This window comes from Achromobacter marplatensis (assembly GCF_002209535.1).
GTDB lineage: Bacteria > Pseudomonadota > Gammaproteobacteria > Burkholderiales > Burkholderiaceae_B > Achromobacter > Achromobacter marplatensis.
Genome location: NZ_NJIG01000006.1, coordinates 277,585 through 297,252 on the forward strand (window position 1 = coordinate 277,585; position 19,668 = coordinate 297,252).

Here is a 19,668-nt window from a genome sequence, read left to right on the forward strand (position 1 = left end):
GCGGCCCGTCATCCTGGGTAGAATCGAACGATGCGCAATGTCTGCGCAGATGCTGTCCCGCCACCCTCCATGAACCTGCCGTTCCCTATCCGCCAAGAATGTCCGCCGGGCGCCTGTATGTGCGACCGCGAACGGCTGCTGGCCGATCCGGCCGCCGACATCCGTATCCTGCGCCTGACCAAGGAAGAGGAAAAGCGGCTGGTGGCGCGGCTGGAAAGCATTGCCAGCCTGGAGGACTTGCGCGCCATGCAGGGGCGGATCCAGGCGCAGTTGGGCATCGTGATTCGCATCACGCCCAGCGACAACGAAGTGCGCACGTCGCGCGGCATCTCGATCCAGCTGGACGACGCGCCGGGCCTGTGCCGCAAGACGCGCACCGCGCTGCCTGCCGCCATCCGCCGCGGCTTCGACAACAAACCCGAAATCGTCTATGCGCTGCTGAACGAGCGCGATCTGCTGAGCGGCACCTGATCAGGATTTCTTGCCGGGGTCGCGGCAGGGCGTCAGCGGTTCCACGGCGGACGGCGTGCGGCCGGCCTCGGGTCGGGTCGCCGGCTTCTTGCCGCTGCGAACGGGGTAGGACAGCAGGACGGCGCTGCCAGCTTCCAGCCTGGGCGACGTTGCGGATCCATAGGCCACCGTCCAGCCGCGTACGGCCAGCGGCGCCAGCGTGTACTGCAGGGCCGAGCCGGGCGATACGTGCGCGACCTTGCCTGCGAACAGCTCTTGCTGGGGCGTTTCCGTGCCGTCTACGGTGGAATACGTGACGATGCTGTCCAGCGCGGCCGATTCTTCATGGCGCGCCAGGATGGCGGTCTTGTATTTGCCGGGGGGAATGTCGGCCAGGCTGACGGTCAGGGCTTCTTTGGCCTGGCCGCCGCCATCCAGCCGGACGCCGGTGACGTCGACGCGCGTCAGCGGCGCCGTACCGGTATTGCGCACGCGCACGCTGTACTGCCCCGAGGTGCCCGTCACTGTGCAGACTTCCACGTCGGAAGGGCTGGGGGAAGCGTGCGCCAAGGCCGTGGCGCCTGCGGATAGCAGGGCGGCCAGGGACAACGTCAGGGCTGAGGCAGATCGGGTGGGCACGGCACGCTCCTTGAGGGAGGCAGCGTGCCGGGTGGCGCGTTGCCAGCCTTATTACACCACTTGGCGTCCCGGAGCCTCGGCCGCTTGCTGGCGTTTGCCCGCCAGCCAGCTCAGGATCAGCGCCAGGACCAGCAGGCCGGCGATGATGAAGCCCCAGATGATCCAGCCCAGCACCGAGATCAGCGTGCCCAGGCTGCCGGCCACGGGCAGGATCTGGTTCAGGCCCTGTGCGGCCCAGACCAGGCCGCCTTGCAGCGACTGCAGCCAGGCCGGGTCGACCCAGCCGGCGGCCCAGGCGGGCGCCACCCATTGCGACGTGTCCAGCGCCGTGCCCGGCACCTGAGCGGTGGCGATGGTTGCCAGGACCCAGTCGGTCAGTTGCAAGGTCAGCGCTACCAGCCCGGTCCAGAGTGCGGCAAGCACGGCAAAAGCGAGCCAGATGAATTTTTTCATTGCAGTGGTACTCCGATTTCAAAAGAGGGTCCACGATAAAGCGGATTCTATTTCTGAAAAACCAGAGTATCTGTGACAAACCTTAAGAAAAAACCGAAGTCTTGGCATGTGCCAGCACCGCCTGGACCAGGGGGTGGTGCTGCCCGCGGCGGTTGCGGATGGCGTGGATTTCCTCTTGCACATCGTCGCAGCGGGCCAGGGGGCGCAATCCGCGCAACAGGCCGATGTCGTCCCCGCCCAGCCGGCTAAGCGGAAATACGCCCAGGCCCCGGGCGGCAAACACCGACATCAGCGCGCTGTCTTCGAATTCGCCCACCACGTTGGGAAAGACGCCTTGTTCGTTGAACCAGCGGTCCAGGGTCTGGCGCAGCACGGAGTGGCCGGTGGGCAGCAGTACGGGCAGGCGCTCGAGGCAGCGCGGGAAGTCCAGCGTGTCGAACTTGCGCACCAGCCGCGCCGGGCCGTACCAGTCCACAGGGGAGGACACCAGGCGGTCGCTGGTCAGCCGCAGGTTGGGGTTGGCGGGCGCGCCCTGGCCGGCCAGCACCAGGTCCAGGTGGTGCTGGGCCAGTTCGCCCAGCAGTTCCTCGACCTCGCCTTCGTGGCAGGTCAGGCGCAGGTCCGGGGTGTCCAGCACGGGGCCCAGCAAGGCGTGCGCGGCCAGCTTGGAAATACCGTCGGACAAGCCCACCGACAGCCGGATGACGGGCTTGGTGGCCGCGGCCCGCACTTCCTGGGGCAGCACATGGCCGATCTGGAAGATCTCTTCTGCCCGGGCGAAGGCGGCCTTGCCGGCGTCGGTCAACGCCACGCCGCGGCCGGCGGGCTTGAGCAGTTGGTGGCCCAGGTTCTTCTCCAGTTCGCGCACCTGGGCGCTGATGGTCTGGATGGCCATGTCCAGCCGTTCGGCTGCGCGGGAAAAGCCGCCTTCCTTGGCGACCATCCAGAAATAGTACAGATGGCGGTAGTTCAGCATGATCGAGCTCACTTCGGTTTTTTCGAACCTTAACTCACTTTCAGGCTGATTTCTCCATCTGGCCCGTATCCGGATGATGGGCACCTTCGAACACAGCGGGGCATTCATGGATACTTTGATCACCTTCTTCATGGCCGATTTTCTGGGGACACCGACCTGGAGTTGGCTGCTGTTCATCGGCATCGTCGTCAGCTTGCTGGTCTTTGACCTGGGCGTGCTGCACAAGGAAGACCGCGAAATCGGCGTGCGCGAAAGCCTGTTGCTGTCGGCCGGCTACATCAGCGCGGCGCTGCTGTTCGGCGCCTGGGTGTGGTGGCAATTGGGCGCAGCCAGCGGCATGGCGTACTACACCGGCTTCATGATCGAAAAGTCGCTGTCGATGGACAACGTCTTCGTGATCGCGCTGATCTTCAGCTTCTTCGCAATTCCGCGCCAATACCAACACCGCGTGCTGTTCTGGGGCATCCTGGGCGTGATCGTGCTGCGCGCCATCATGATCGGCCTGGGCGCCGCGCTGGTCAGCAATTTCGGCTGGTTGCTGTACCTGTTTGGCGCATTCCTGGTGTTCACGGGCATCAAGATGTGGATGATCGCGGACCAGACGCCCGACATCGCGACCAACCCGATCCTGAAGTTCTTGAAGCGCCACATGCGCGTCACGGAAGGCCTGCGCGGCAACGCGTTCGTGGTGACCGAGACGGATCCGGCCACGTCGAAGAAGGTGCGTTTCGCGACGCCGCTGCTGCTGGCCCTGGTGCTGATCGAATTCGTGGACCTGGTGTTCGCGGTGGACTCGGTGCCGGCGATCTTCGCCATCACGACCGACCCGTTCATCGTCTACACCAGCAACATCTTCGCCATCCTGGGCTTGCGTGCGCTGTACTTTGCGCTGGCGGCGATGATCCACCGCTTCCACTACCTGAAGTACGCGTTGGCGCTGGTCCTGGTGTTCATCGGCACGAAGATCTTCCTGGTCGGCTTCATCGGCAAGGTGCCGGCTGCGATTTCGCTGGGCGTGACGTTCAGCCTGATCCTGGGCGGCGTGCTGTTCTCGCTGTGGAAGACCCGGTCCGCGGAACTGAAGGCGCAGTAAACCATCAACGCAGCAACGCAGTGGAAAACCCGCCGGCTGGCCCCGGCGGGTTTTTCTTTTCAGGTTTGCCATATTGTTTGAATATGGATTTGTTGTTATCCAGATATTTGTAATATGGATACGGCAGGCGTAGAGTCCAACCGTACACAGTCGTTCGGTAAGGAGCCGTCATGAGCAACAACAGTTGGTCCGCCAAGCAGTATTCCGCTTTTGAAAACGAACGCACCCGGCCGGTGCGCGATCTGGTGGCCGCGTTGCCCAATCCGTCCGTCGGCCTGGCCGTGGACCTGGGCTGCGGCCCGGGCAATTCCACCGAGGTGCTGGCCAGCCGCTATCCCGACGCGAAAGTCATCGGCATGGACAGCTCGGAAGACATGGTGCAGGCCGCCCGCAAGCGCCTGCCCGCGCTGGAGTTCGAACTGGCCGACATCGCCACGTGGAATCCGCCGCAGCAGTACGACGTGATCCTGGCGAACGCGGCGCTGCAATGGGTGCCCGACCACGCGATGCTCTACCCCCGGTTGGTCGGCAAGCTGGCGCCGGGCGGCATCCTGGCCGTGCAGACTCCCGACAACCTGGAAGAACCTGCGCACCGCCTGGCGCGCCAGGTGGCGGGCGAAGCGCCGTGGGCCGCGAAGACGGGCGAGGTGAAGCATCCGCCGCGCCACAGCGCCGCCTGGTACTACGAATTGCTGAAGCCGCATTGCGGCGTGCTGGACGTGTGGCGCACGACTTACCACCACCCGCTGGCGGGCGCCGCCGCGGTGGTGGAATGGTTCAAGGGCACGGCCTTGCGCCCCTATCTGGACAAGCTGGATGCCGCCGAGCAGGCCAGCTTCCTGGCGCGCTATCAGGCGCTGATTGCCGAGGCCTATCCGGCGCTTGCCGATGGCACGGTGCTGCTGCCGTTCCCACGGCTGTTTATCGTGGCGGGTCCGAAGCAGGCGTAAGGGCCCAGGGCTATTGCCAGCCGCCACCCAGCGACCGGTAAAGATCCACCAGCGCCAGCGACACCGCGGCCTGCGTGGACACGCGGGCTTGATCGCTGGCCAGCACGGCGTTTTGCGCGCTGAGCACATTGACGAAGTCCGACGCGCCGGCGGCATACTGGCGCTGCGCGTTGACCAGGGCGCGGCGCGCGCTGGCCGAGGCGCGTTCCAGGCTGGCGTGCGCCAGCTGTTGGGTCTGATAGGCGGTCATCGCGTTGTCGACTTCATGCCAGGCGGCAAGCACGGTCTTTTGGAACAGCAGGGCAGCTTGCCGCGCCTGCGACTCGCGCAGCCGCAGCCGGCCGCGCAGGCGGCCGCCCTCGAAGAGCGGAACGCGCAGCGCCGGGCCCGCGCCGAAGATGCCGGCCTTGTCCGTGTCCAGGTCCCGCAACTGCAGGGCCTGCAACCCGAGGTTGCCAGACAGCGTGATGCGCGGATAGAAGTCGCCCTCGGCCACGCCGATGGCGGCCACCGCCGCATGCAGCGTGGCCTGCGCGCGGCGGATGTCGGGCCGGCGTTCAGCCAGTTCACTGGGCATGCCCACCGGCACCCGCACGGGGCCGCCGGGAATCGGCGCCGCGGCCGCCAGCCGTTCGTGCAGCGCGTGCGGTGGCTGCTCAAGCAACAGCGCCAGCGCATTCATCAATTGATCCACCCGCAGCACCAGCGGCGGGACGGCGGCTTCGATCGCCGCCGCCTGCGCGTCGGCTTGCGACACGTCCAGTTCGGTGGCGACGCCTTCACGCTGGCGCAAACGGGTCAACGCCAGGTTGTGATTGGCGTTGTCCAGCGTCTTGTTCAAGACGGCCAGTTGGTTCTGCGCGCCACGCAGCAGGATGTAGTTGCGCGCGGTCTCGGCGCGGATCGACAACACCACGCCTCGTTGCGCCTCCAGCGCCCCTTGCGACTGTGCGCCCGACTGTTCGACTTCGCGCCGGACCCGGCCCCACAGGTCCAGTTCCCAACTGGCGTCCATGCCCGCTTGCCAGAGATTGAAGGACGAGCGGCCGTCGCGGCCCGACGGATCGGCCAGGCCGGTCTCGCTGTTCTGGCCGCGCTGGTAGCTGGCGCCGGCGCCCGCGCGGGGCAAGGCGCCGGCTTCCGTGATGCCCAACGCGGCCCGGCTTTGCCGGAGGTGTTCGTAGGCGATGCGGATGTCCACGTTGGCCGCAGTGGCGTCGATGATCAATGCGGTGAGCGTCGGGTCGCCGAAACTGTCCCACCAGGAGGTGGTCAGGCTCTCCTGCACCGGGACGCTGGGCGCCGGCGGGGCAGCGGGCGCTCGCCATTGCGCCGGCAATTGTGCTTCTGGGGCGACGAAGTCGGGGCCGACCGCGCAACCGCCGATGCCGAGCAGCGCGGATAAGAGCAGTGCGCGAGAGATCAGGCGGTGTGTCATTGGACGTCCCCGCGCAGCGTGGCCACGGTGTCGACCACGGCTTCGACCGACATGCCGGCGCGTAGCCGTGGCGCGTTGTCGGGCAGGGCGTCCAGTACGATCTTGACCGGCAGGCGCTGCGCCACCTTGGTGAAATTGCCGGTGGCGTTGCTGGGCGCCACGGGGGAAAAGCTCAGCCCCGTCCCGGGCGCGATGCTCTGCACGCGACCGTGCAGCGGCGCGTCCGGATAGGCGTCGACGGTGATCGTCGCCGTCTGGCCGGGGCGCATATGGGTCAGTTGCCGTTCGCGGAAGTTCGCCACCACATAGGCGTTCTGCAACGGCACGACAGCAAGGATCGCCGTGCCCGGGCTGACATAGGCGCCTACGCGCAGCGCGCGGCGCCCGATCGTGCCGTCGATAGGCGAGGTGATCCGGGTATACGACAGATTCAGGTCGGCGCGGTCCTTCAAGGCCTGGGCGCGTTGCAATCCCGCACGGGCGGCGTCGCGCTGCGCGGCGAGCACCTCTTGCTGCTTGCGGGCGGCCTGCAACGTGGCCAGGTGCTCGGCCTGGCGCGCTTGCGCCATCTCCAGCCGGCTCTTGGCCTGTTCAAACACCTGTTGCGTGCCCGCGCCTTCGCTGGCCAGACGGCGATGCCGCTGGAGCTCGCTTTCGGCGAAACGGATATCAGCCAGGTCGGCGCGGGTAACGGCGCGGGCCTGGTCGATCACGGCCTGCTGGCGTTCCAGCGTGGCGGCCGCGTTGGACAGCTGGGCGGCGGCGACGGCCAGTTCGGCGCTGGCGGCGGTCAAGGCCGCCTGGTAGTCGCGGTCATCGATGCGGGCCAGCAATTGGCCTTGCTTGACGTCCTGGTTGTCGTCCACCAGCACGGCGTCGATGAAGCCGGAGACTTGCGGCGCGACGATGGTGTGGTCGGCGGTGATGGTGGCGTCGTCCGTGGATTCGGTGGCGGTCGAGGCGGACCACGACCAGCCGCCGTAGGCAAGCAGGCTCAGCGCGGCCAGCGCGGCAGTACGGGGGAGGAGGGTGCGTAAGAAGGGTGTCGTCATCAGGGACTCGATGTCAGGTTGCGGCGCGAGGCGGATAGATCCGGGTCGCGACAAAGGGAATCAGGAGGATCAGCAGCACGGCCACGCCGGCCATGCACAGATACAGATCGGCGGAGGTCAGCACGGCGGCCTGTTCCTGCACGCGGCGGGACAGCGCCGCCGCGCTTTCGCCGCCGAGGCTCAAGGGGAAGTTGCCCAGCTGGTCGGCCAGCTGGCTGGCGTGCGTGTTGCGGCGCCAGGTCGTCAGCGCGTCCAGCAGGCCGGTGGCGGCGACGGCGGAAAATCCCTTGATGGTGTTGAACCAGGCGGATGCGTAGGGGCCGTCCTGGGGCGCGAGGCCGCCGGTCGCCAGCATCAGCAAGGGGATGACGGCCATGGGCTGCGCGAAGACCTGCACGGCCTCCAGCAGATAGAACTGTTCGCGCGACCAGACGGGGGTCAGTCGGGATCCCAGCACGCAGGACGCGGCCAGCAGCGCCAGGCCAGCCGCCAGCACCCAGCGGCAGTCGACCGCGCGCAGATTGCACAGCGCAGCGACCAGCGGCAGCGCGATCAGTTGCGGCAGGCCCATCGTCAACAGCACGGGCGCGGTTTCCAGGGGGCGATAGCCGCGCAACTGCGCGAGGAAACTCGCGGGTATCAGGATGACGCCCAGCAGCACGATCAGCACGCCGCCCAGGGTCACCAGGGCATGGCTCAGGTTGCGGTGGCGCAAGAGCTGGATCTTGAAGAACGGCAGCGGATGGGACCATTCGTTGACCATGAACAGCACCATCAGCACGGCGCCGGCGCCCAGCAGGCAGGCAATGAGCGGCGAGTTCAACCAGTCCAGGCGGTCGCCCTGCAGCAGGCCGATGACCAGCATCGCAAGGGCGGGCGCACCCAGCAGCAAGCCGCGCCAGTCGAACTGGCGGAAGCGTTCGAGCTTGAGCGGATCTTGCGGCAGGCCTTTCCAGACTGCGGCCATGGCTAGCAACGCGGGGGCCGTTACCAGCCAGAACGCCCAGCGCCAGCCCAGCACTTCGGTGCAGAAGGCCGCCAGGGGAATGCCCAGGCTGGGCGCGAACGTGGCGGTCAGCGCATAGCCGCCCAGGCCGTACAGCTTGATGTTGGCCGGAAGAAAGCGCAGCGCCACGGTCATCAACATCGGCGGCAATGCGCCGCCGGCCAGGCCTTGAAAGGTGCGCAATAGCAGCAGCACGGGCAGGTTGGGGGCAAAGGGGCAAAGGGCACCGAATAGCGCGAAGGCGGCAAGCGCCGCGACGGTGAACCGCCGCAGCGAAAACGTGACCGAGCACCACGGAGCGAAGGCCATGGCGCAGACCGAGGCGGCCGCATAAACCGCGACGAACCAGGTGCCCTGGTCGACGCTGATGCCGAGCACGCCGCGGATGTCGGGAAGCGCCATCTTGGTGACGTTCTCATTGAGGCCGGCCAGGATGACGGCCAGCAACACGCCGGACAGGCCGGTCAGGATGCGCGGGCCAAAGGCCGATGAGGGAGACTGCATGGAAATAGCGCCTTGGAAGACAGGAGCCATTCAGTCTAGGGAGATGCGTCCTTGCGAAACACCGGGCGCGGCGCAATGCAGGCTTGCGTCGCGTGCAAGGTTGGCGCACCCCGGCGCGGCGAAGCTTGCGTGCAGGACAACGCTGGATTGCGCGGCAGGGGATTTATCACGGGGGGCGTTCAGACGACCATGGCGGCACTTGATAACCGCAAAGGAATTCCATGAACACGTTCCAACTTTCCACGCTGACTCTGTGCCTGGCCCTGGCGGGCGGCGCCGCTCACGCCGAAGGCAAGACTCGCGAACAGGTGCGCGCCGAACTGATGGAGGCCAAGGCCGCGGGCCTGGTCACTTACGGCGAACAGCAATACCCGGTCGAGGTGCGGGCCACCCGCAGCAAGACGGCCAGCCAGGTCCGCGAAGAATTGGCGGCCGCCCGGGCAGCAGGCATGGTGACGTCTGGTGAACTCGACTATCCGCCCGATGTGCCCGCATCCACCGACAAGACCCGCGAAGCGGTGCGGGCGGAAATGCGCGAGGCCCGCGTCCGCGGCGAGATGAAGTCCGGTGAGCTGGACTATCCGCCCATCGCGTCCGATTTGTCCGCGAAGTAACGCGCGGGCGTCTTGCCCAATGTCTTCTTGAACATCGTGATGAACGCGCTGACCGATTCGTAGCCCAGATCTTCGGCGGTGCGTTGCACGGACACGCCGGCGGACAGGCGTTGCAAGGCCAGGATGATGTGCAGTTGCTGGCGCCAGCGCCCGAAACTCATGCCCACTTCCTGCTGCACCAGGCGCGCGAGCGTGCGTTCGCTCATGGCCACCCGCTTGCCCCATTCCGCGACCGTGCTCCGGTCGGCGGGATCGGCGTTCAAGGCGCTGGCGATCTGGCGCAGGCGAGGGTGGTCCGAGAGCGGCAAGTGCAGGTGCTCGGTGGGCATGCGCGACAGCTGTTCCACCAGCACGTCCGCCAGCTTGCGGTTGGCGGCGGTGGTGGTGTCGGAAGGCGGCAGGTCGGCCAGGTGCACGATCAGCTCGCGCACCAAGGGCGAGATCGCCAGGGTGCAGCAGGCGGAAGGCAGGCCGGGCGTGCCGGCCGGGACGAACAGAAAGCAGACCTGTCCGTTTGCCGTGACGCGATTGCTGTGCGGCACGCCGCCCGGAATCCACACGCCGCATTGCGGCGGCACCATCCACAGCCCTTGGGGGACCGAGCAGGTCACCCCGCCGCGCAGCGACAGCACCAATTGGCCCATGGGGTGATGATGGGTGGGCGATTCGCTGTCCTGCTCGGCCGCATGGACCGGCATGGCGAAGGTCCACTGCGCGGCGGCGTTGGGATCGAAGGCGGGCGGCGGGGAATGGGCGTGATGCATGGGGCGACGCCGAGGGGGCAGGTTGGCAGAATTCAGGGATAGTTTGTCATTGTCTCGAAATTCGGTAAAGCGCCGCGTGCGTAAGCTATGACCTCTGAAATGCGGGTTTTTTCCGCATTGGCTTTGGATTTCACAGATTGCCGCCATGACTCACATTCCTTCCCACATCCGCCCCAACAGCCGCCCGGTGCTGCTGATCGCGGGCATGCTTTGCATCGCCATGGCGCTGCGCGCGCCGGTCACCGGCGTGGCGCCGCTGATCGGCATGATCCGCGAACAACTGGGCCTGTCGTCGACCGCCGCCGGCATGCTGATCACATTGCCGCTGCTGGCGTTCGCCGTGGTGTCGCTGTTCGGGGCGGGGCTGGCCCGCCGCTTCGGGCTGGAGCGCGCGCTGTTCGGCGCGCTGCTGCTGATCGCCTGGGGCATCGTCGGGCGCACGCTGGGCGGGGCCTGGGGGCTTTATGCGGGCACGGCCATCATCGGCGCGGGCATCGCGATCGGCAACGTGCTGCTGCCCAGCCTGGTCAAACGCGACTTTCCGCAGCGCGTGGCCGGGTTGACGTCGGCGTACGTGCTGACCATGAGCATCGCCGCGGGCGTGGCATCCGCCATCGCGATCCCGTTGGCCAACCTGTCGATGGGCGGATGGCGCTTTTCAACGCTGTGCCTGGTGGTGGTGCCCGTCGCCAGCCTGCTGCTGTGGCTGCCGCAGCTGTCCAATCACACTGCGCCGGCCTCGACGACCACGCATGCGCCGCACGGCGGCCGCCTGTGGCGTTCGCCGCTGGCCTGGCAGGTGACGCTTTACCTGGGCATCAATTCTTTCGTGTTCTACGTCGCGGTGAGCTGGCTGCCCGCCATCCTGCTCGATGCCGGGTACTCGGCAGAGCGGGCGGGCTCGCTGCACGGGCTGCTGCAACTGATGTCGGCCGGCCCCGCCTTGTTCCTGGCGCCGGTGGTGCGCCGATTGAAGGATCAGCGCGGCGCGGCGTTCTGCTCGGCGGCGGCCTCGTTCGTGGCCCTGCTCGGCCTGATCGCGGCGCCCGGCTGGGCCACGCTCTGGATCGTGCTGCTGGGTCTGGGCACGGGCGGCGGCATCATCCTGGGCCTGGCCTTTGTGGGCTTGCGCGCCAGCCACGCGCAGCAGGCTGCGGCGCTGTCGGGCATGGCGCAGTGCGTGGGCTATCTGTTTGCGGCCTCCGGCCCCGCCGTGGTGGGCGCCTTGCACGACCGGCTGGACAGCTGGAGCGTGGCGCTGGGCGCATGCGCCGCCTTGTGCGTGGCAATGGCAATCATCGGCCTGTATGCCGGACGCGCGCTGCAGATCGGCGGGTTCCGCGAGCACGCGGCACGGCCGGTGCCAGCCGGGCATTGACGCGCACGGGCGGTGTCACATGGGTTCGGCGTGGGCTTTCCACAGGCGCACCAGCGTATCGGGCGCATCCGTTTCCGGCACGTCGAAACTGACGGCCGTCTGGTTGTCGCGGTCCATCACCATTTCGATGTGGAAGTAGCGCTGATCGCCGCCGCCTTGCCCACATTCGGGCACGGCCAGCGGGGCGGCGCGTTGCAGGGCGTCGCACACGTCCTGGCGCACGCCGGGCGGGCAGGTCGACAGGTTGATACTGCGGGGTTGCGACAGGCCGGGCAGGTAGGCCAGGCCGCCTTCTCGGCTTAGCCGCACCAGCAGCACGAGGTCCAGCGGAGGCAGCTCGATCATGACAGCACTCCCACGGTCGCCCACGCTTGGCCGATGGCTTTCTGCACGGCCGCGCCATGGCGTTCGGCGGCCACCGTCATCGTCAGGGCGGCAAAGGCCTTGAAATCGGCATCGTGGCGCAGGCGCTTGTCGCACAGCGTGTCGTACCACACTTGCCCGGCGCCTTTCCACGCGGGCCCGTCCAGCGTGGTGGCGGCCAGGAAGAAAGCGCGGTTGGGGATGCCGGAATTGATGTGCACGCCGCCGTTGTCGCGCGGGGTGTCGGCGTAATCGCGCATGTGCCCGGGTTGTGGATCCTTGCCCAGCAACGGGTCGTCGTAGGCGCTACCAGGCTCGGCCATGGAGCGCAGCCCGCGGGCACTGACTTTTTCGGTGAACAGTCCGGCGCCCACCAGCCAGTCCGCCTGCCGGGCCGTCTGGCCCAGCGCGTACTGCTTGACCAGTGCGCCGAAGACATCGCACAGCGATTCGTTCAGCGCGCCGGACTGGCCCTGGTAGAGCAGACCGGCTTCGGTATCGATGACGCCGTGCGTGAGTTCATGGCCGATGATGTCGACGGCGATCGTGAAGCGGTTGAAGACTTCGCCGTCGCCGTCGCCGAACACCATCTGCGCGCCGTTCCAGAAGGCGTTGTCATAGTCTTCGCCATAGTGCACGGTGCCCACCAGCGGCAGGCCATGGCCGTCGATGGAGTGGCGCTTGTAGATGTCCCAGAACAGCTTGTACGTGGCGCCCAGATGCGCATAGGCTTCATCCACTGCCGCATCGCCGCTGGCCGGTCGGCCTTCGGCGCGCGCCAGCGTGCCGGGCAGGGTGGTGGTGTTGTCGGCGTCATGCACGGCACGTTGCGGCGTGCCGCCAGGCGCGGCGTGGCGGGTGGGGGCCAGCGTGGCGCGTGGCGGCTGTTCGGCCATCTCGCGCAAACTGCGCTGTTGCTGGTCGATGATCAGCGTCTTGACGGCCGGCATGCTGACGCGGGCGTCAGTATGCTGCGCCAGGCGGTCCAGCACGTAGGGCGGGATCACGCCGATCAGCGGGGCGGACTCGGAAGGACGTGGCATAGTCGGTCTCTGTCGTGGGAGCCGGGCCAGTGGCACGGTGCAGGCAAGACTACGGTAGCAGAAGGCTTCGGCCCGAGGACGTAACAGTGTGCGGCCTGATGCGAGCGCTGCCTACGCGTGCGCCTCGACAGGGATGCGCGGTGCCGGTAAGGTTCGCCGGTTCCTGTTCTTCGGTTTTGACATGTCATTGACCCCGTACCGCATTCAATCCATCGCGTTGACCGACACGCATCTGCTGCTGACGCTGGCCAACGGCTACACGCTGCCTGAACCGATCAGACGCCACATTCGCCTGGAAAACGCGACGCCTGCCGAACGCGAGCAATGGCAATTGGTGGACGACGGCTTTGGCGTGGTCTGGCCAGCGCTACTGGAGCCCTCGGCCGAGGGCATGCTGAATGTGCACGACCTGTTGTGGGACCAATGCTACGAGCAGGCCATGGCGAGATTGGCCGCGGCCGAATGGCAGCTGGACCGCCTGTCGCGAGTCGACCAGGAGCTGGTGGCGCTATGGCGGATGGAAGCCGACATCAACAACGGCGGCTTCATGCAGTTCCTGTGCAATTGGGGCGACCCGACCTGCCAGTTGGCCCTGCAGGCCTTGCGCAAGGTGGGCGCCACGCACATGCTGGCCGTGCTGTCGCGCATGCGTGGGCTGATCGACCGCTTCGAGGCCTCGCCCGAGGTAGTGGAGCTGAACGACATTTACGGCGCGATGACCGACGCCGAACAAGAAGAAATGGAAGCGCTGGACCACGCATTCTGGGAATATCCCGACCGGTTGTCCCGGTTGGGGTTGCAGGTTTACGGGGCGATCCTTCAGCCTTGAATCTGTCTCAGTCCTTCGCGCTATCCACAGCCTTCATTGCCGCCAGCGCCGCGCGCAAGCCGGCGGCCGGGCTGCTTAAAGGGGCTTTATGCGAACGGGTCAATACGGCTGCGCCGGCCATCGATGACTGCGCCAGGGCCACGGCATCCGCGCCCTGCGCGTAGGCCTCTTGCGCCGCGTTCGCGATGGCGCGCAGATAGGCGTCCGTGTCTCCTGCCTTGAAGTGGTTCCAGGCGCCATCCACCAGGCGCACGTCCACCGTCGCACCCGAGTCCTCCGCCAGCGCTTCAAACAGCGCGCGGGTGGGTGTCATCGTCGTCGCGACTGCGCACAGCGCGACGATCGACAGGCCGGCGCGTATCGCCTCTTCTGCCAGCGCGCGGTCCACGCGCAGCACGGGGACGGCAAGCGTTGCCGACAATTCGTCCGCGACGGGCCCCAGCGTGGAACAGGTCAGCAGCACGACGTCCGCGGACGCCGCCAGCGCTTGAATCGCAGCCCGTGTGGCGCAGGCGACGTCGTCAGTCATACCGCCGGCCTGTTCCGCCGCTTCCAGCAGGTCGGCGCGCACGTGATGCTGCAGCGTGGCGCGTGCGGGCTCGCCGAATACGTCCTGCGCGGCGCGGTCGAAGACGGTGATATTGCTCTGGGCGGTATGCAGGCAGGCGATTCGCATGGACAAAGTCCCTTTCACAGGGGGAAAAACGGCCAAGCGTAGCAGAGTCCGAATGCTCAGCAACGTTCTGCAAAGTCTGGCAACACTCGCGCCCGATAGGGCCATCTATCCGTCCCCGGCTCGGGCTAGAATCCGATGCTTCTTTCCCGGGGGGGACGCTCGATGAGGTATTTCCTGATCTTGGTTGGCGCAGCAGTGGTCGCCTACTTGCTGGCCCGCGGCATCGCGGCCGTGCTCTCGGACCGTAAACGTTCAAAAACAGATAGGGACTCCAAGTGAAGCCGACAGACATTCAGATGGTCAAGACGATCGGCGCGGTCAAGCCGCGCAGCATCAAGGTCGCCATTGGCACCGGCATTCTCTTCCTGCTGATCCTGTTCCTGGCGTTCGGTTCGTGGTTCCAGGTAGACCAGGGCGAACGCGGCGTCGTGCTGCGCAACGGCAAGCTGGTGCGCGTGTCCGAGCCGGGCCTGGATTTCAAGACGCCGTTCATCGACAACGTGATGACGGTGTCCGTGCGCGACCACACTTTTGTATTTGAAAAGCTGGAGGCCTACAGCTACGACCAGCAGCCCGCGCACCTGCGCGTGTCCGTCACGTACCGTGTGCCGCCCGAGCATGTGGCCGAGCTGTACTCCGAATACGGCACCATCGGCAATCTGCAGATGCGCGTGCTGGAGCGCAAGACGCCGGACGCCGTGAAGAACGTGTTCGGCCAGTACACCGCTGTGCGCGCCATCCAGGAACGCCAGAAGCTGGGCCTGGACGTGAACAACGCGGTGTTGAAGACGATGGAAGGTGCGCCGGTGCAGGTGGTGGGCGTGCAGATCGAAGAAGTGGGCTTCTCGCAAGCCTATGAGCATTCCATCGAACAACGCATGCTGGCCCAGGTGCAGATCGAGACCACGCGCCAGCAGAAGGAAACGGCGATGATCAACGCCGAGATCCAGGTGGTGAAGGCCAAGGCTGAAGCCGATGCGCGCCGTCAGCAGTTCACGGCTGAAGCCGACGGTATCCGCATGCGCGGCGAAGCCGAAGCGGCGTCCATCCGCGCCAAGGCCGAGGCGCTGGCCGCCAACACCAATCTGGTCAGCCTGAACGCGGTTGAAAAATGGGACGGCGTGCTGCCGGCCACGCAGGTGCCGGGTGCGGCATTGCCGTTCATCGGCATCAAATAGGCGCCGACGTGTAAGGAGGCGCCGGCATGGGCGGGGCCGCCTGCCGCCGGCGCGTGAAGTCCACAAGGCTGTCGCCCGACAATGCCTTGCTGTAGTACCACCCCTGCACGATGATCTCGGCAGGGGAATCCAGCGCCATCAGCTGCTGGTCCGTCTCCACGCCTTCCACGACGATCTGCAGGTTCAAGGCCTCGCAAAAGCGCAGCAGGCCGCTCATGACCAGCGCGCCTCGGTCGGAGCCTTGCGCGACCACGAAGCTGCGGTCGATCTTGACCGCGTCGATCTGGAATTGGTGCAGGTAGCTCAGGGCCGAATAGCCCGTACCGAAATCGTCGATGTACACCCTGGCGCCGATCGCGTGCAGGCGGTCGAACGCGGTATGCAGCGCCTGCGCGTCTTCGACCAGCGCGTCTTCCGTCAACTCCACCGAGATCTGTCCGCCGGCTTGCGCCAGCACCTTGATCAGTTTTTCCAGGTAGTCGTCGGAGGTCAGCGTGCCTGGCGTGACGTTGATGGTCATCGGCAGCACGAAGTCGCGCTTGCGCCATTGCAGGCATTGCAGCACCGCCTGCCTGGCCACCCACAAGTCCACTTCGCGCATCAGGTCGGCCTGCGCCAGCCAGCGCAGGAATTCCATTGGCGCCTGTTGCGTGCCTTCCGGGCCGGTGGCCCGCAGCAAGGCCTCGCAGCCGGTGCAAAGTCCGCTGCGCAATGACACCTGGGGCTGGAACTGCAAGTAGAAGTCGTATTGGCTGATCTCGCGGATGCGGGCGTTTTCGGTGGCCCGGTGCGCGCGGTCGGCGTAGATCTTCACGATGGGGTCGTGCGCGTACAGCAGCGATTCTTCCTGCAACCGGGGGAAGGTCGTATCCAGGGATTTGAAGTAGACGGTCGCGCTTTCCTGGCGCTGGCGTTCCTGCGCGACGACAAAGGGGGCGTACAGGCACATGCCGATGCCCACCAGCACGATCTGCAACGCCACGCCGGCCAGGCTGCCGCCTGCGGCGATATAGGCGTTGAACAGCACGGGTGAGGTCAGGGGCAGTTCGGTGGAGGCGGTTGGCAACCAGCCCAGCTGCACGACGGCCAGCGCGATGATCGCATTGCTCACGGGCGCCAGCACGAATGGAACGAGCAGGCGTGGGTTGAGGATCAGGGGCAGTCCGAACAGCAGGATTTCGTTCACGTTCAACAGCGACACCGGCAGGCTCGCCAGGGCCAGCACGCGCAGCGATTCGTTGCGCGAGAACACCAGGATGGCGATCACCAGCGACATCGTCGCGCCCGATCCGCCGATGAAAACGAAGGCGCCCAGCAGCGTGCTGTTCAACGCATACATGCCTTCATAGCCGGCGGCCTGGGTCACGGCGTTGAGCATGGCCGCCTGGTCCATCACGTCCATCACGGGCGCCATCGCATGGTAGCCATGGATGCCGAAGAACCACAGCAGGGAATCCAGGCCGGCGATCACCGCACCGGAGGTGAAGGGATTGTCCAGCGAGGTGAAGTTCAACGGGATGTTGAATTGCGCCACGCCTGGAATGCGCAACGCGGCGGACAGCGTCACCAGGACCACGCCGGCCGACAGCAGGCCGGGCACCACCATGTTCAACGTGTCACGCACGTTTTCGCTGATCAGTCCGTCGGGCGCCAGCCGTGTCCAGGGGCGCCGGTGCAGCCACGCCATCAGGGGCACAGTCAGCAAGGGGGACACGATGGCGATGAAGAGCACCAGCGTGGCTGCCGCTTGGGGATAAGGCGCCATCAGGCCGCTGGCCATCACCACGAACGACAGGCACAGGAACGCGGTGGGCAGATGGGGCAGGCGATACCGGAAGGACAGCATGTAGCCGATGGACGTGCCGGCCAGGATGGGCATGATCCCCGACAGCTTGTCGTGCACGCCGGTCAGCAGTTCGACCACGCTGGCGGGCATGCCGAATTGGCGGGCGACGACGGACAGGACGAGGAACAGGGCGGTGACCAGCAGGCACGGCAAGGTCCAGAGCAGGCCCTCGCGAATGGCGCGCAACGCGCTGGCGCTTGCCAGAGAGGCCAGCCGATCTTTCGGGTTGCGAGGCAAGATCGATTTCGGCATGGAGGTCTGCCCAAGGTCCCGAGCAGGCGAACAAGTGCTCGGTCCCGTGTTTGTAAGAATATTTTGCTACATCCTAGCCGCTGTTTTCCCGATTTAGCAATCGATATGGCGCCGAATCCTAGGGATTCCCCTCTGTCAAGAAATGCAAAGCGGGCGCAAGGTGGCAGTACAGGCTCGATGGAGCGCTATACGATCAAGCGGTTGCACACCCGATTCGCGGGGTAGGCGCACCAGCCAATAAGCTTCAATGAGGAGACATGGATGTCTCAGTTGGATTGGACGTCCGGCGATACCGCGCCGGAACGGCAGGGTTATTACGAAACACGGTTCGACACGGGACGCACTGCCATCACGCTGTACAGCGTGCTGGGTTGGATGCCGGTGAAGACACCCGGCAACATGGTGAGTTGGCGGCCATTGCCGCCTGCGGCCGAGAAGGAAGAAGCCGAACGCCACATACAGGAAATCCGGGCGGCGCAAAGCCATTGCCCCATGGATTACTAGCGGAGCGGCCAAGGTTGTGGCGGACACGCGACGGTGCGCTTGCGATAATGAGAATTATTTGTAAAATTCGCAGCCCTGACGCTTTCCGCCACTTGATTGGTCCATGTCCCGCCCTTCCTCGCCCCGCACCGGCTGGCTCGCCTATTACGACGAGCTGGTGGGCGTATGGAGCCGGCGCACCGGCAACCGGCACGATGCCGAAGATGCGGCGCATGACGCCATCGAGCGCCTGCTGAAAGCGGATGCCAGCGTTGCGCTGAAGGCGCGCGGCTACCTGTTCCAGGCGGCGGGGCACCGGCTGATCGACCGCTGGCGCCGGCAGGACCGGGCTGAACACATACCGCTGGACCAGCTGGGTGAGGCCGACCAGTTGATCCTGGACGACCCGGACGCGCCGGTGCGCGCATCGCGCCTGGCAGACGATCTGGCCAAAGTCCTGGCAGAATTGCCCCCCAAGTGCCGCGAGGCCTTCGTGCTGAACCGCATCGAAGGCTGGACGCAGGCCGAGGTGGCAGCGCATATGGGGCTGTCCAAGAATATGATCGAGCGCTATGTCATGCGCGCCATTGAACACGTGCGCGACCGGCTGCGCGAACACAATCCATGAGCATGCCTTTTCCGAACGACCGCGACGCAGCGCGCGAGCCGGCCACCGCCGCGTGGTGGTTCGCGCGCTGGCATTCGGGCGAGCTGACGCGGCGCGACCGCCGCGAGTTCGCCCGGTGGCGCCGCGCCCATCCCGATGCCGCGCGCGAATTCGACCGCATGCAGCAATTGGGAACGGCGGCCGCCGGATTGTCGCGGGACCAGGTGCAAGGCCTGCTGGGCGGCGCAGTGCCCCCGCGCCCGCGACTGCGCCGCGAGCGCGGGTTCGTGCTGCGCGTGGCGATGGCCTGTGCGGGGGCGGCGGCGGTGGCCTTGGGCGTGTGGTGGAGCCTGCCCGTGGAAGCGCCGTCGTTCACCTCGATGGTCAGCACGGAACGTGGCGAGCGCCGCCAGATGACCCTGCCGGATGGCTCGGTCCTTGAGATCAACGGCGGCACCCGCGCCCAGGTGAAGCTGTATGCCGGGCGCCGCGACGTCGAACTGGAAAGCGGAGAGATCAATTTCACCGTCAGCGCCGACCCCGCGCGCCCGTTCATCGTGGACGCCGGTAGCGGCGTGGTGCGCGTGACGGGCACGGTGTTCGACGTGCGCCGCGATGCGGATCAGGTGGCCGTGCTGGTGGAGTCCGGCACGGTCCAGGTATCAGGCGGGCACTGGTGGAACCTGGGCCGCGCCGTGCTGCGCGCGGGCCACGGTATTCGGGTGCCGGGCAGCGGCGCAATCGGCGTGCCGGCGCCCGCCGACGTACAGACGGCCACGGCCTGGCGCGATGGGCGGGTGGTGTTCAAGAACACGCCGCTCACCGAGGTGGTGCGCGAAATGAACCGCTATCTGGCCACGCCGCTGCGCTTGGCGGATGACAAGGCGGGCCGACTGCGCGTGTCGGCGTCGTTCTCGCTGGACCGCCCCGAGGCGCTGGTCGACGCCTTGCCGGCGGTGGCCCCGGTGCGCTTGACGCCACGGCCCGGCGGGCCCATCGACATCAACGCGAACTGAGCGCCGCCCAGCGCTGTTACAAAATAAATGGGAATGAGATTCAGGTTTATCTGCGGTT

General features: G+C 66.4%; 21 protein-coding genes. 10 read left to right on the plus strand and 11 right to left on the minus strand.

Annotated features, from left to right (window positions below; all coding sequences use genetic code 11):
• Positions 1–69: 69 nt before the first annotated feature.
• Positions 70–471: a hypothetical protein gene (locus CEY09_RS16480; RefSeq protein WP_006226488.1), complete on the plus strand. Its 402-nt coding sequence runs from the start codon at positions 70–72 to the stop codon at positions 469–471.
• Here CEY09_RS16480 and CEY09_RS16485 read toward each other — a convergent pair whose 3' ends face one another.
• From CEY09_RS16485 to CEY09_RS16495, 3 genes are all read right to left on the minus strand, one after another.
• Entirely contained in the window at positions 472–1,089 is a 618-nt protein-coding gene (locus CEY09_RS16485) for a hypothetical protein (protein ID WP_088589471.1), read from the minus strand. It lies immediately after the preceding gene.
• Positions 1,090–1,140: 51 nt separating this feature from the next.
• Complete coding sequence (locus CEY09_RS16490) at positions 1,141–1,542, minus strand: hypothetical protein (RefSeq protein WP_088589472.1); 402 nt, start codon at positions 1,540–1,542, stop codon at positions 1,141–1,143.
• A gap of 82 nt (positions 1,543–1,624) precedes the next feature.
• On the minus strand, positions 1,625–2,518 hold the full coding sequence (locus tag CEY09_RS16495) for a LysR family transcriptional regulator (protein ID WP_088589622.1): 894 nt from the start codon (positions 2,516–2,518) through the stop codon (positions 1,625–1,627).
• 106 nt (positions 2,519–2,624) lie between these two features.
• Here CEY09_RS16495 and CEY09_RS16500 point away from each other — a divergent pair, with 106 nt between their 5' ends.
• Together CEY09_RS16500 and tam are read left to right on the plus strand one after the other, a co-directional pair.
• Complete coding sequence (locus CEY09_RS16500; protein WP_035213838.1) at positions 2,625–3,611, plus strand: TerC family protein; 987 nt, start codon at positions 2,625–2,627, stop codon at positions 3,609–3,611.
• Positions 3,612–3,781: 170 nt separating this feature from the next.
• Positions 3,782–4,561 (plus strand): trans-aconitate 2-methyltransferase, encoded by a 780-nt coding sequence (tam, locus tag CEY09_RS16505; RefSeq protein WP_088589473.1) that lies wholly within the window; start codon positions 3,782–3,784, stop codon positions 4,559–4,561.
• A gap of 10 nt (positions 4,562–4,571) precedes the next feature.
• Here the strand turns inward: tam and CEY09_RS16510 are convergent, their stop codons facing one another.
• The 3 genes from CEY09_RS16510 to CEY09_RS16520 are packed head-to-tail and all read right to left on the minus strand — an operon-like array spanning position 4,572 to position 8,561.
• Positions 4,572–5,999, minus strand: a complete 1,428-nt coding sequence (locus tag CEY09_RS16510; RefSeq protein WP_088589474.1) for an efflux transporter outer membrane subunit — start codon at positions 5,997–5,999, stop codon at positions 4,572–4,574.
• Positions 5,996–7,051 carry an HlyD family secretion protein gene (locus CEY09_RS16515; RefSeq protein WP_088589475.1) on the minus strand — a complete coding sequence of 352 codons (1,056 nt, stop codon included), beginning with the start codon at positions 7,049–7,051 and terminating at the stop codon, positions 5,996–5,998. The genes CEY09_RS16510 and CEY09_RS16515 overlap by 4 nt, the downstream gene beginning before the upstream one ends.
• A gap of 13 nt (positions 7,052–7,064) precedes the next feature.
• Complete coding sequence (locus CEY09_RS16520; protein WP_088589476.1) at positions 7,065–8,561, minus strand: MFS transporter; 1,497 nt, start codon at positions 8,559–8,561, stop codon at positions 7,065–7,067.
• 221 nt (positions 8,562–8,782) lie between these two features.
• On the opposite strand from CEY09_RS16520, the gene CEY09_RS16525 reads away from it, so the two are divergent.
• Entirely contained in the window at positions 8,783–9,175 is a 393-nt protein-coding gene (locus tag CEY09_RS16525; protein ID WP_088589477.1) for a DUF4148 domain-containing protein, read from the plus strand.
• Here the strand turns inward: CEY09_RS16525 and CEY09_RS16530 are convergent.
• Complete coding sequence (locus CEY09_RS16530) at positions 9,139–9,939, minus strand: AraC family transcriptional regulator (RefSeq protein WP_088589478.1); 801 nt, start codon at positions 9,937–9,939, stop codon at positions 9,139–9,141. The genes CEY09_RS16525 and CEY09_RS16530 overlap by 37 nt on opposite strands.
• Positions 9,940–10,084: 145 nt before the next feature.
• Here CEY09_RS16530 and CEY09_RS16535 point away from each other — a divergent pair, with 145 nt between their 5' ends.
• Complete coding sequence (locus CEY09_RS16535) at positions 10,085–11,317, plus strand: MFS transporter (RefSeq protein ID WP_143219564.1); 1,233 nt, start codon at positions 10,085–10,087, stop codon at positions 11,315–11,317.
• 15 nt (positions 11,318–11,332) lie between these two features.
• On the opposite strand, the gene CEY09_RS16540 is transcribed toward CEY09_RS16535, so the two are convergent.
• On the minus strand, positions 11,333–11,662 hold the full coding sequence (locus tag CEY09_RS16540; RefSeq protein WP_088589479.1) for a protealysin inhibitor emfourin: 330 nt from the start codon (positions 11,660–11,662) through the stop codon (positions 11,333–11,335).
• Positions 11,659–12,723, minus strand: coding sequence for a M4 family metallopeptidase (locus CEY09_RS16545; RefSeq protein ID WP_088589480.1), 1,065 nt, complete (start codon positions 12,721–12,723; stop codon positions 11,659–11,661). The genes CEY09_RS16540 and CEY09_RS16545 overlap by 4 nt, the downstream gene beginning before the upstream one ends.
• A 181-nt stretch (positions 12,724–12,904) precedes the next feature.
• Between CEY09_RS16545 and CEY09_RS16550 the strand changes: the two genes are divergently transcribed.
• Positions 12,905–13,552, plus strand: coding sequence for a DMP19 family protein (locus tag CEY09_RS16550; protein WP_088589624.1), 648 nt, complete (start codon positions 12,905–12,907; stop codon positions 13,550–13,552).
• Positions 13,553–13,559: 7 nt separating this feature from the next.
• Here the strand turns inward: CEY09_RS16550 and CEY09_RS16555 are convergent, their stop codons facing one another.
• The gene (locus tag CEY09_RS16555) at positions 13,560–14,228 is read right to left on the minus strand and encodes an aspartate/glutamate racemase family protein (protein WP_088589481.1); all 669 of its coding nucleotides are present in this window, start codon (positions 14,226–14,228) and stop codon (positions 13,560–13,562) included.
• A gap of 296 nt (positions 14,229–14,524) precedes the next feature.
• On the opposite strand from CEY09_RS16555, the gene CEY09_RS16560 reads away from it, so the two are divergent.
• The gene (locus CEY09_RS16560; RefSeq protein WP_006222527.1) at positions 14,525–15,406 is read left to right on the plus strand and encodes a prohibitin family protein; all 882 of its coding nucleotides are present in this window, start codon (positions 14,525–14,527) and stop codon (positions 15,404–15,406) included.
• On the opposite strand, the gene CEY09_RS16565 is transcribed toward CEY09_RS16560, so the two are convergent.
• A complete protein-coding gene (locus CEY09_RS16565) occupies positions 15,399–17,504 on the minus strand; it encodes a PTS sugar transporter subunit IIC/EAL domain-containing protein (RefSeq protein ID WP_088589482.1) in 2,106 nt (701 codons plus the stop codon). The genes CEY09_RS16560 and CEY09_RS16565 overlap by 8 nt on opposite strands.
• Before the next feature lie 261 nt (positions 17,505–17,765).
• On the opposite strand from CEY09_RS16565, the gene CEY09_RS16570 reads away from it, so the two are divergent.
• From CEY09_RS16570 to CEY09_RS16580, 3 genes are all read left to right on the plus strand, one after another.
• Positions 17,766–18,008 carry a hypothetical protein gene (locus tag CEY09_RS16570; RefSeq protein ID WP_006222529.1) on the plus strand — a complete coding sequence of 81 codons (243 nt, stop codon included), beginning with the start codon at positions 17,766–17,768 and terminating at the stop codon, positions 18,006–18,008.
• A gap of 103 nt (positions 18,009–18,111) precedes the next feature.
• Entirely contained in the window at positions 18,112–18,615 is a 504-nt protein-coding gene (locus CEY09_RS16575; RefSeq protein ID WP_006222530.1) for an RNA polymerase sigma factor, read from the plus strand.
• Entirely contained in the window at positions 18,612–19,610 is a 999-nt protein-coding gene (locus tag CEY09_RS16580; protein WP_088589483.1) for a FecR family protein, read from the plus strand. Before CEY09_RS16575 ends, CEY09_RS16580 begins: the two co-directional genes overlap by 4 nt.
• The last annotated feature ends 58 nt before the right edge of the window (positions 19,611–19,668 follow it).

What these genes read in the sequence shown, in the direction of transcription:
- CEY09_RS16555 (WP_088589481.1), bottom strand. Translation starts at nt 14,228, where the DNA reads ATGCGAATCGCCTGCCTGCATACCGCCCAGAGCAATATCACCGTCTTC.
- CEY09_RS16490 (WP_088589472.1), bottom strand. Translation starts at nt 1,542, where the DNA reads ATGAAAAAATTCATCTGGCTCGCTTTTGCCGTGCTTGCCGCACTCTGG.
- CEY09_RS16510 (WP_088589474.1), bottom strand. Translation starts at nt 5,999, where the DNA reads ATGACACACCGCCTGATCTCTCGCGCACTGCTCTTATCCGCGCTGCTC.
- CEY09_RS16535 (WP_143219564.1), top strand. Translation starts at nt 10,085, where the DNA reads ATGACTCACATTCCTTCCCACATCCGCCCCAACAGCCGCCCGGTGCTG.
- CEY09_RS16565 (WP_088589482.1), bottom strand. Translation starts at nt 17,504, where the DNA reads ATGCCGAAATCGATCTTGCCTCGCAACCCGAAAGATCGGCTGGCCTCT.
- CEY09_RS16495 (WP_088589622.1), bottom strand. Translation starts at nt 2,518, where the DNA reads ATGCTGAACTACCGCCATCTGTACTATTTCTGGATGGTCGCCAAGGAA.
- CEY09_RS16480 (WP_006226488.1), top strand. Translation starts at nt 70, where the DNA reads ATGAACCTGCCGTTCCCTATCCGCCAAGAATGTCCGCCGGGCGCCTGT.
- CEY09_RS16545 (WP_088589480.1), bottom strand. Translation starts at nt 12,723, where the DNA reads ATGCCACGTCCTTCCGAGTCCGCCCCGCTGATCGGCGTGATCCCGCCC.
- CEY09_RS16530 (WP_088589478.1), bottom strand. Translation starts at nt 9,939, where the DNA reads ATGCATCACGCCCATTCCCCGCCGCCCGCCTTCGATCCCAACGCCGCC.
- CEY09_RS16580 (WP_088589483.1), top strand. Translation starts at nt 18,612, where the DNA reads ATGAGCATGCCTTTTCCGAACGACCGCGACGCAGCGCGCGAGCCGGCC.
- CEY09_RS16570 (WP_006222529.1), top strand. Translation starts at nt 17,766, where the DNA reads ATGTCTCAGTTGGATTGGACGTCCGGCGATACCGCGCCGGAACGGCAG.
- CEY09_RS16515 (WP_088589475.1), bottom strand. Translation starts at nt 7,051, where the DNA reads ATGACGACACCCTTCTTACGCACCCTCCTCCCCCGTACTGCCGCGCTG.
- CEY09_RS16525 (WP_088589477.1), top strand. Translation starts at nt 8,783, where the DNA reads ATGAACACGTTCCAACTTTCCACGCTGACTCTGTGCCTGGCCCTGGCG.
- CEY09_RS16520 (WP_088589476.1), bottom strand. Translation starts at nt 8,561, where the DNA reads ATGCAGTCTCCCTCATCGGCCTTTGGCCCGCGCATCCTGACCGGCCTG.
- CEY09_RS16560 (WP_006222527.1), top strand. Translation starts at nt 14,525, where the DNA reads ATGGTCAAGACGATCGGCGCGGTCAAGCCGCGCAGCATCAAGGTCGCC.
- CEY09_RS16540 (WP_088589479.1), bottom strand. Translation starts at nt 11,662, where the DNA reads ATGATCGAGCTGCCTCCGCTGGACCTCGTGCTGCTGGTGCGGCTAAGC.
- tam (WP_088589473.1), top strand. Translation starts at nt 3,782, where the DNA reads ATGAGCAACAACAGTTGGTCCGCCAAGCAGTATTCCGCTTTTGAAAAC.
- CEY09_RS16500 (WP_035213838.1), top strand. Translation starts at nt 2,625, where the DNA reads ATGGATACTTTGATCACCTTCTTCATGGCCGATTTTCTGGGGACACCG.
- CEY09_RS16550 (WP_088589624.1), top strand. Translation starts at nt 12,905, where the DNA reads ATGTCATTGACCCCGTACCGCATTCAATCCATCGCGTTGACCGACACG.
- CEY09_RS16575 (WP_006222530.1), top strand. Translation starts at nt 18,112, where the DNA reads ATGTCCCGCCCTTCCTCGCCCCGCACCGGCTGGCTCGCCTATTACGAC.